Origin of the sequence: Nostoc sp. DedQUE04, assembly GCF_034530995.1 — a bacterium.
GTDB lineage: Bacteria > Cyanobacteriota > Cyanobacteriia > Cyanobacteriales > Nostocaceae > Nostoc.
The window spans coordinates 121911-129385 of sequence record NZ_JAVRCA010000003.1; the positions used below are offsets into that span (position 1 = coordinate 121911).

Annotated in this window: 8 protein-coding genes, 1 pseudogene and 1 riboswitch; of the genes and pseudogenes, 8 read left to right on the forward strand and 1 reads right to left on the reverse strand. The window is 41.9% G+C overall.

What is annotated here, in order from left to right:
* The first annotated feature begins 88 nt into the window (after window positions 1-88).
* From RM049_RS03130 to RM049_RS03140, 3 genes are all read left to right on the forward strand, one after another.
* Complete coding sequence (locus RM049_RS03130; RefSeq protein ID WP_322703124.1) at window positions 89-835, forward strand: sirohydrochlorin chelatase; 747 nt, start codon at window positions 89-91, stop codon at window positions 833-835.
* Window positions 832-1611, forward strand: coding sequence for a uroporphyrinogen-III C-methyltransferase (gene cobA, locus RM049_RS03135; protein WP_322703125.1), 780 nt, complete (start codon window positions 832-834; stop codon window positions 1609-1611). Before RM049_RS03130 ends, cobA begins: the two co-directional genes overlap by 4 nt.
* A gap of 150 nt (window positions 1612-1761) precedes the next feature.
* On the forward strand, window positions 1762-3201 hold the full coding sequence (locus RM049_RS03140) for a DNA cytosine methyltransferase (protein ID WP_322703126.1): 1440 nt from the start codon (window positions 1762-1764) through the stop codon (window positions 3199-3201).
* A 3-nt stretch (window positions 3202-3204) separates the two neighbouring features.
* Here the strand turns inward: RM049_RS03140 and RM049_RS03145 are convergent, their stop codons facing one another.
* A complete protein-coding gene (locus RM049_RS03145) occupies window positions 3205-3894 on the reverse strand; it encodes a SinI family restriction endonuclease (protein ID WP_322703127.1) in 690 nt (229 codons plus the stop codon).
* 46 nt (window positions 3895-3940) lie between these two features.
* Between RM049_RS03145 and RM049_RS39200 the strand changes: the two are divergent.
* From RM049_RS39200 to RM049_RS03165, 5 genes and pseudogenes are all read left to right on the forward strand, one after another.
* Window positions 3941-4037: pseudogene (locus RM049_RS39200) on the forward strand (uroporphyrin-III C-methyltransferase); the annotation flags it as partial.
* 49 nt (window positions 4038-4086) lie between these two features.
* Window positions 4087-4249: riboswitch (cobalamin riboswitch) on the forward strand.
* 21 nt (window positions 4250-4270) lie between these two features.
* Complete coding sequence (locus RM049_RS03150) at window positions 4271-4690, forward strand: DUF1636 family protein (protein WP_322703199.1); 420 nt, start codon at window positions 4271-4273, stop codon at window positions 4688-4690.
* Window positions 4690-5427, forward strand: coding sequence for a cobalt-precorrin-6A reductase (locus RM049_RS03155; RefSeq protein WP_322703200.1), 738 nt, complete (start codon window positions 4690-4692; stop codon window positions 5425-5427). The genes RM049_RS03150 and RM049_RS03155 overlap by 1 nt, the downstream gene beginning before the upstream one ends.
* An 89-nt stretch (window positions 5428-5516) precedes the next feature.
* Window positions 5517-6122, forward strand: coding sequence for a PEP-CTERM sorting domain-containing protein (locus RM049_RS03160; protein ID WP_322703128.1), 606 nt, complete (start codon window positions 5517-5519; stop codon window positions 6120-6122).
* A gap of 388 nt (window positions 6123-6510) precedes the next feature.
* Window positions 6511-7389 (forward strand): inositol monophosphatase family protein, encoded by an 879-nt coding sequence (locus RM049_RS03165; protein ID WP_322703129.1) that lies wholly within the window; start codon window positions 6511-6513, stop codon window positions 7387-7389.
* Window positions 7390-7475: the final 86 nt, after the last annotated feature.

Sequence of the window (7475 nt, forward strand, 5' to 3'; positions counted from 1 at the left end):
AATTAATAATAGTTTCAATAATTACCAGAGTACTTATTATCCCCGGCTTAATCTTAAATAAAAATAGTAACTAAGAATTCAATTACCGATGTCATCTGCCTATCTACTACTATCTCACGGAAGCCGCGACCCGCGCCCAGAAATTGCTATGCAACAACTAGCTAGGCTGGTGTGTCACAAATTGTCAAAAAACCATAACTCAGTAAATAGCGAACATTTAGTTGGCATCGCTGCTTTAGAAATGAATCCTCAGCCTTTGCACGAGCAGATTCAACAATTTGCTAAAAGCGCTTTTGGCGATTGCCCACTGTCTCCAAATGAAAATCGTCTCAAAATTGTACCGCTATTTCTACTGCCGGGAGTCCATGTGATGACAGATATTCCTGCCGAAGTAGCACTCGCCCAACAGGCTGCTGGTCAAGATATCATCATTGAATTGCAACCATATTTAGGCTCTCACCCTAATTTAGAGAAATTGCTGGCAAAACAAATAGCTGCTATGAAAGCAGAAGCATGGATTCTCTTAGCTCATGGTAGCCGTCGCCCAGGTTCTAAAGAAACTGTGGAAGCAATAGCGGCGAGTTTGCCAGCCGTGGCTGCTTATTGGGCTGGGCCTCCTAGTTTAGAATCACGGGTGAAAGAATTGGTGGATGCTGGTTATCGGGAAATTGCAATTCTGCCATACTTTTTATTCCCTGGTGGAATAACCGATGCGATCGCCACCTCAATAGAGGAACTAAAATTACAATTTTCTGCGGTGAATTTCCAATTGGCAGAGCCACTGGGAGCAAGTGCAGAATTAGCCGAGCTAATTTGGGATTTAATAGATAGATGAACCGCACAATGACACAAAGAAACAAGTATTTAGGAAAGGTTTATTTAGTCGGTGCAGGGCCAGGAGATCCAGGACTAATTACCTTGAAGGCGAAAGGTTTGTTGGAATGTGCAGATGTAGTCATCTACGATGCCTTGGTGAGTCCGGCAATTTTGGCAATGATTAATCCCCAAGCCGAGCAAATTAATGCTGGTAAACGTGCTGGGAGACATTCGTTGTTGCAGTCAGAAACAACTCAATTGCTGATTGATAAAGCGCAAGATAGTGCAATTGTAGTGCGGCTCAAGGGTGGCGATCCCTTTATCTTTGGTCGCGGTGGCGAAGAGATGGAAGAATTAGTCAAAGCTGGAATATCAACGGAAGTTGTGCCAGGTATCACTTCGGGAATTGCAGCAGCAGCTTATGCAGGTATTCCTTTGACGCATCGGCTATATAGTTCATCGGTGACATTTGTAACTGGTCATGAAGCCGCCGGTAAGTATAGACCGCAAGTAAATTGGAGTGCGATCGCTCACGGTTCTGAAACCATTGTAATTTATATGGGAATTCACAATCTGCCTTATATTGTGGAAGAATTAATTACAGCTGGGTTGAATTTAGAAACGCCGATTGCTTTGGTGCGCTGGGGTACGCGCCCAGAACAAGAAGAATTAATTGGGACATTAGAAACAATAGTCACACAGGTAGAGGAAACTGGATTTGGTGCGCCTGCGATCGCAGTCATTGGACAAGTAGTAAATATGCACAGTATTTTGTCTAATTGTCGTCCAGTTTGATGGTTGGTTTGAAGGTTGTCCAACATTTGACCTGCACATAAAATCATTCTCGCAAACGGTCGGTGCGAATACTTATCTCTATACTTAATAGCGGTTGACATAACCGCTTGATAATGATCATAGTGGTATAAAAAAAGTTTCGAGTGCGAAATGAAAAACTCTCCCTATTTGTCCACAAAGGAAGCAGCTTCAAAAATAGGTATTTCTGAGCAAAGGGTTCGTACTCTATTGCGTAGTGGGGATATCAAGGGACAGCAGGTAGGGAAAGTGTGGGTTATGGAGCCGGAGGCAGTTGAAGATTACATTAACCGGATCAAGGGAAATTATCCTGTAGATAGGACGAGCAAGGAAAACCATCACCAAGCAGTTAAAGCCATTTCTTTTTTCTCAGGCGCTATGGGACTGGATCTTGGTTTTGAGAAAGCAGGTATCGAAATTTCCCTTGCGTGTGAGGTGGATAAGCACTGCCGACAGACCATAGTTGCAAACAAGCCAGATATTGCACTTTTGGGGAATATAGCGTCTTACACTGCTCAGGATATCCTGGATCGTGCCAAACTAGCCAAAGAAGATGTAGATATTATGTTAGGCGGGCCACCCTGCCAAGCTTTTTCCACAGCAGGGGCAAGGCGTGGTTTCAAAGATGAGAGGGGCAATATATTCTTAAAATACATTGAACTTATCTTAGAAATAAGCCCAAAATACGCCGTCATCGAGAATGTAAGAGGTTTTCTTTCAGCACCATTACTGCACCGCCCTCACTCAGAAAGAGGAAGCGGCTGTGTTCCCTTATCCAGAGAAGAAATGCCAGGTGGTGCTTTGAAATATATTGTGAATGAACTTCGTAAAGGTGGTTACAGTATCAGCTTTAACTTATACAACACGGCAAATTATGGTGTCCCCCAAATTAGGGAAAGAGTGGTCATGATCTGCCATCGTGGAAAGAAAAAGGTTCCTTATTTATACCCTACACATTCAGAAAGTGGTGATTTTGGTCTTGATCGGTGGATAACCCTACGTGAATCTATTGCAGATTTAAGCCAAAGTGAGGCAGAGTATATCGAGTTCCCAGAAGGGAGGCTAAAGTATTACAGAATATTAAAAGAGGGTCAATACTGGAAACATCTACCTGAAGAATTGCAGAAAGAAGCATTAGGAAAATCCTATTACTCGGGTGGAGGGAAAACTGGTTTCTTTAGACGCTTGTCATGGGATAGACCAAGCTGTACTTTAGTGACATCTCCAGCCATGCCAGCAACGGATATCTGTCACCCAGAACATCTGCGCCCGTTAAGTATTCAGGAATATAAACGTATTCAGCAATTTCCAGATAGTTGGGTTGTATGTGGTTCCCTCATTGAGCAATATCGGCAGATAGGCAATGCCGTACCTGTCGGGTTTGGAGAAGCAATAGGCAAAGCGATCCTGGCACACATGAGTGGCAAGATAAAACATCCCCCTTTGAACTTCCCATTTTCACGTTATAAAGGTAACGATGATGTTTTATGGGAAGCTAAAATTAGTGAGTCGTTAGAAGAGATAAAACCGATCCAAAGTTCGCTTTTTACAGCAACAGCATATACTGTATAAGAGTTAGGACTTTATCTCTCTTAAAGCAGCAAGGTATTTTTCAACATACGATCTGAAGCCTTCTTCTGAAAGCTCTTCTTTTCCTTCCAATGAGGGGAATTTAGCCCAGTTGTCCCCCTTTTTTTTAGAAAAAGTTCGGAACCATTTTTTAATTGGGGTTCCCTTACGGATAGCGGCAGAAGAAGAGTTTTCAGTATTATCTCTATTTTTTACTTGTAGCGATTGCCAGACATTTTTGTTATCAAAATATATAAAATCAACTGCTTTAACTATAGAACCAGAACACCATATCCATCCATGCGGTTCAATAACTGTCGCAACGTACCTTTCTAGCAAATCCCCTACAATGTTCTCTGCCCCCATTGATAGGCGGTGCAATTCTTCAGCTTTTCCCAATTCCTCATACGGAACTTCAAAATACTTATTCAGGATGATACTTACCATTTCATCTGGTATTGTACTAGATGGCAAGGGTGTTCTTGGGTCACGACCTGTTTTGAAATTTGTAGCACTGGCAATAATATATTCTTCTGTCCCGACGATAGGCTGATTTTTACCTTTTCGCGGTGAAGCCGCAGCAGGGTTATCCGAAAGAAATCGTATGACCATTGTAAATTTATCGCTAAGTGATGGATCAACACTATCCATTGCCTTCTTTGCAATTTCTGCTGAATTTAATATAAATTCCGACATAGGTTCCTGAAATTATTAAAGGCTATCGGTCAATTTCAATACAGTTGAGGTAGAGCAAACTGGATTATAGTGCGCCTGCGATCGCAGTTATTGGACAAGTAGTAAATATGCACAGTATTTTATCTGGCTGTCGTCCAGTTTGATAGTTGGCGCAAAGCTTATTGTTTCGTATTCTCCGATAACTTTAGTGTACGATCGATAAGGTTGTTCGGTTCTGGTGGGAGTCAGCTACCAGAGGTAACGGGGAAAGTTCGGTGCAAATCCGGCACTGTCCCGCAACTGTGAACCAATTTGAGATTAAAGAAAATCTCAAGTTGAGTGAGTCAGGATGCCCGCCGAAATCGATTTATTAGTTTCACATATCTGCGAGGTACAGATGACTACTACTGTAAATATTTCCCCAACTAATCCTTTGGATGTTGCTGAACATACTTTATTTGTTTGCAAAACCTGTGCCAGTGTTTGGCAAAATGGAAAACGCTTAGGTGAAAGTGGTGGTGAAAAACTTCTACACCAACTTCAGCAGCTGGCACAAGATTGGGAGTTACGAGATCGATTCCCAATTCAAGAAGTTGAATGTATGAGTGCTTGTAATCGTTCTTGCGTGGTCGCCTTTAGTGCTAAAGGCAAATTAACATATTTATTTGGTGATTTAGCCGTTGATGGGAGTGCCTCTGCGGTGCTGGAATGTGCTAGTCAATACTATGCTAAAGCAGATGGTTTGCTGCCTTGGTCAGAGCGTCCAGAAGCAATGAAAAAGGGCATTTTAGCAAAGATTCCACCTTTATCTAAATGATGCGCGTTTTGATTCTGGGTGGGACGGGCGATGCAGCAGAATTAGCTGCCAAAGTTACGACTATCCAAGGGTTAGAAGTAATCACCTCTCTAGCTGGCCGCACCCGCGAACCGTCAGTACCGCTGGGCGATTTACGGGTTGGAGGCTTCGGTGGTGTGGCTGGATTGGCTAGCTATCTGCGAGTCATGCAAATCGACTTATTAATTGATGCAACCCATCCTTTCGCTAGTCAGATTTCCTTCAATGCGGCAGATGCGGCAACGGAAGTTGGAGTACCCCGTTTGATGTTAATCCGTCCGCCTTGGGAAAAAGAAAGTGGCGATCGCTGGATTGAAGTTGATAGTGTTGCAGCCGCAGCAATAGCCCTGCAAAATCAGTCACAGCGAGTGTTTTTGACAGTTGGCAGGCAAGAACTCGCCGCTTTTGCTCATTTGGAGAAAATTTGGTTTTTGATGCGGATGATTGACCCTCCTGGCGAAGATGCTTTAGTACCGCCGGGGATGGTATTGTGCGATCGCGGGCCTTTTACCCTCAATAATGAAAGAAAAATTCTGATTGAAAATAACATTGATACCATCGTCAGCAAAAATAGCGGTGGCGATGCCACAAAGCCCAAGATTATTGCCGCGCGAGAACTGGGCGTAAAGGTTGTGATGGTAAATCGTCCAGCGATACCGCCAGGGGAGCAGGTTAATAATGTTGATACCGCTTTGGCGTGGTTATTAGATCGCTGCTAAGTAAATAGGCAAGATTGATAATACTATCTTTCCTTCCGTATAATACACGGGAACCTTCTACAAGATCCGCGATCGCAGTAACGACTTCCATGAAAAATCTAGCTTTATCTGCCATAGCCCTCGTCACCACATCTGGATTAGTTTTCGGGACAATGCCAGCTGCTTCTGCTTTAAGTTGGAGTTGGAATTATTCTGGTACTGGCATAGAGGCGAATGGTACTTTCACTACTAATGACACCCCTAACGATTTGGGTTTTTACTTAATTACTGGAATTACTGGTACGCGAAATGGTGAAACAATTACTAGTCTGCAACCCGCTGGAACTCCAATCCCAGGAAACGAACCTTTTAATGTTGATAATTTAATTAGTCTTAATACTCAGCAGTTAACAGGTGATGGTTTTGGATATTCCACTTCTGGAGGAAACTATTCTAGTCCATTTTTTGCGAGTTTTTTGCCGACACCAGGTTATTTAGAGGTATTTTCTGCGCCGCCACTCATACCAGGTTTTGAAAATTTAGGATTAGAAGATAGTGAGTTACCTATTAGTTTTTCTGCAACTATAGTCACTGTTTCTGAACCCACTTCTATCCTTAGCCTGCTCATTCTAGGTACTCTTGTTGGCGCACCTTCATTACTCAAAGGCCACAATCTATCCAAAATTACTCAGAAGAAGCTCGAAAAAGTTTCCTAAAACCATCAATAACAATTCAAAATTGTACCCTTACAGGGATCTTGCTACGCGTTTAGATGGCGGGCAAGATGCCCACCCCACAATATTGGATAATTTTTTCTTGGAGTTCCCTTAACAATACAAGCCGATGTATTAACAATGCAAGGTATGGTCAAATTTAATTCGCGATGAATTAATGAAATACTGTACTAAAGTGTTGACGTTCGGTTTTAAACCCTTTATTTTGCAATAAAACTTGCGATCGCTCTATAGGCTCTTGGAGACATACAGATTAAAGTAATATAGCAAGGGTGGTATCATTGCATCCAAATGATACCGTAATTTTGTCTAGATATAGAATTCTATCGCCCTGTTGACGATAGATTATTTCTAAAAGGAGTTTGCTGCAATGTCCACAACACCAACTACTAGATTAATTTTAGAGACTTTACTCCCCCATCTCAAAGTAGCAGCAGCCTATGCCCATTTTCTACAACCAAAAATTGCTGCACTTCCCGCTAAAGAAGAAGCAAATAACTTTTTTAGTGCTGCACTTACTGATGCAGATGTGGCTATTCAAAATCTAGTAGAAGTAGTATTACTAGGAACTTTTCCAGATATTCGCTTTTATGGTGAAGAATATGAAAGTTCTAATAATACCAAATATTTTCGCGCTATCGAACTCGGTTCAGAAGGTGATTACTTAGTAACACTTGACCCGATTGATGGTACGAAGTTTTATATGGATGGACATTCTAATTACCAAATTATTCTCAGTATTCTAAATGCGGATGACTTTGAAGCAGTAATTGCCATTTCTCCTGCCCAAAACGTTTATTTTTACGCCCTTCGAGGTGAAGGTGCTTTTAAAGGCACGCTAGACATGAACTTAGAAGCCTGTGCCCCATTAGATATAAGATCCGCCAAACCTGCTATTTTATTGGGATGGGGTATGAATGCGATCGCACCCTTACTAAAAAATCGATATCAAGTAATCGATATAGCGACTGATTACTCTAGTGATATTCAAATTCCCAATCTTAATGGTATTCTTAGTGGTGACTTGAGTGGAGCAATCATCAAGTCGGGCAAATTTCTTGATAGTGCTGCACTTGCTTTTATTGCAAAAGAGGCTGGCTGGATTGTAACTACTGTGGACGGTTCGACTTTACCGCCATTGCATACTTGTAAAAACTATAGTCTGCCCGGATTGATCGTAGCTGCCTCAAAATCTGTTCATCAAGACCTATTAGAAGCAATGCAAAGCTTTAGGAGTAATGAGTTATGAGTTATGAGTTATGAGTAATGAGTTATGAGTAATGAGTTATGAGTTATGAGTTATGAGTTATGAGTTATGAGTTATGAGTTATGAGT

Bases quoted from the DNA above. Each gene is read 5' to 3' on its own strand.
- RM049_RS03150 (WP_322703199.1), top strand. From the start codon at position 4,271: ATGACTACTACTGTAAATATTTCCCCAACTAATCCTTTGGATGTTGCT.
- RM049_RS03165 (WP_322703129.1), top strand. From the start codon at position 6,511: ATGTCCACAACACCAACTACTAGATTAATTTTAGAGACTTTACTCCCC.
- cobA (WP_322703125.1), top strand. From the start codon at position 832: ATGAACCGCACAATGACACAAAGAAACAAGTATTTAGGAAAGGTTTAT.
- RM049_RS03130 (WP_322703124.1), top strand. From the start codon at position 89: ATGTCATCTGCCTATCTACTACTATCTCACGGAAGCCGCGACCCGCGC.
- RM049_RS03140 (WP_322703126.1), top strand. From the start codon at position 1,762: ATGAAAAACTCTCCCTATTTGTCCACAAAGGAAGCAGCTTCAAAAATA.
- RM049_RS03160 (WP_322703128.1), top strand. From the start codon at position 5,517: ATGAAAAATCTAGCTTTATCTGCCATAGCCCTCGTCACCACATCTGGA.
- RM049_RS03155 (WP_322703200.1), top strand. From the start codon at position 4,690: ATGCGCGTTTTGATTCTGGGTGGGACGGGCGATGCAGCAGAATTAGCT.
- RM049_RS03145 (WP_322703127.1), bottom strand. From the start codon at position 3,894: ATGTCGGAATTTATATTAAATTCAGCAGAAATTGCAAAGAAGGCAATG.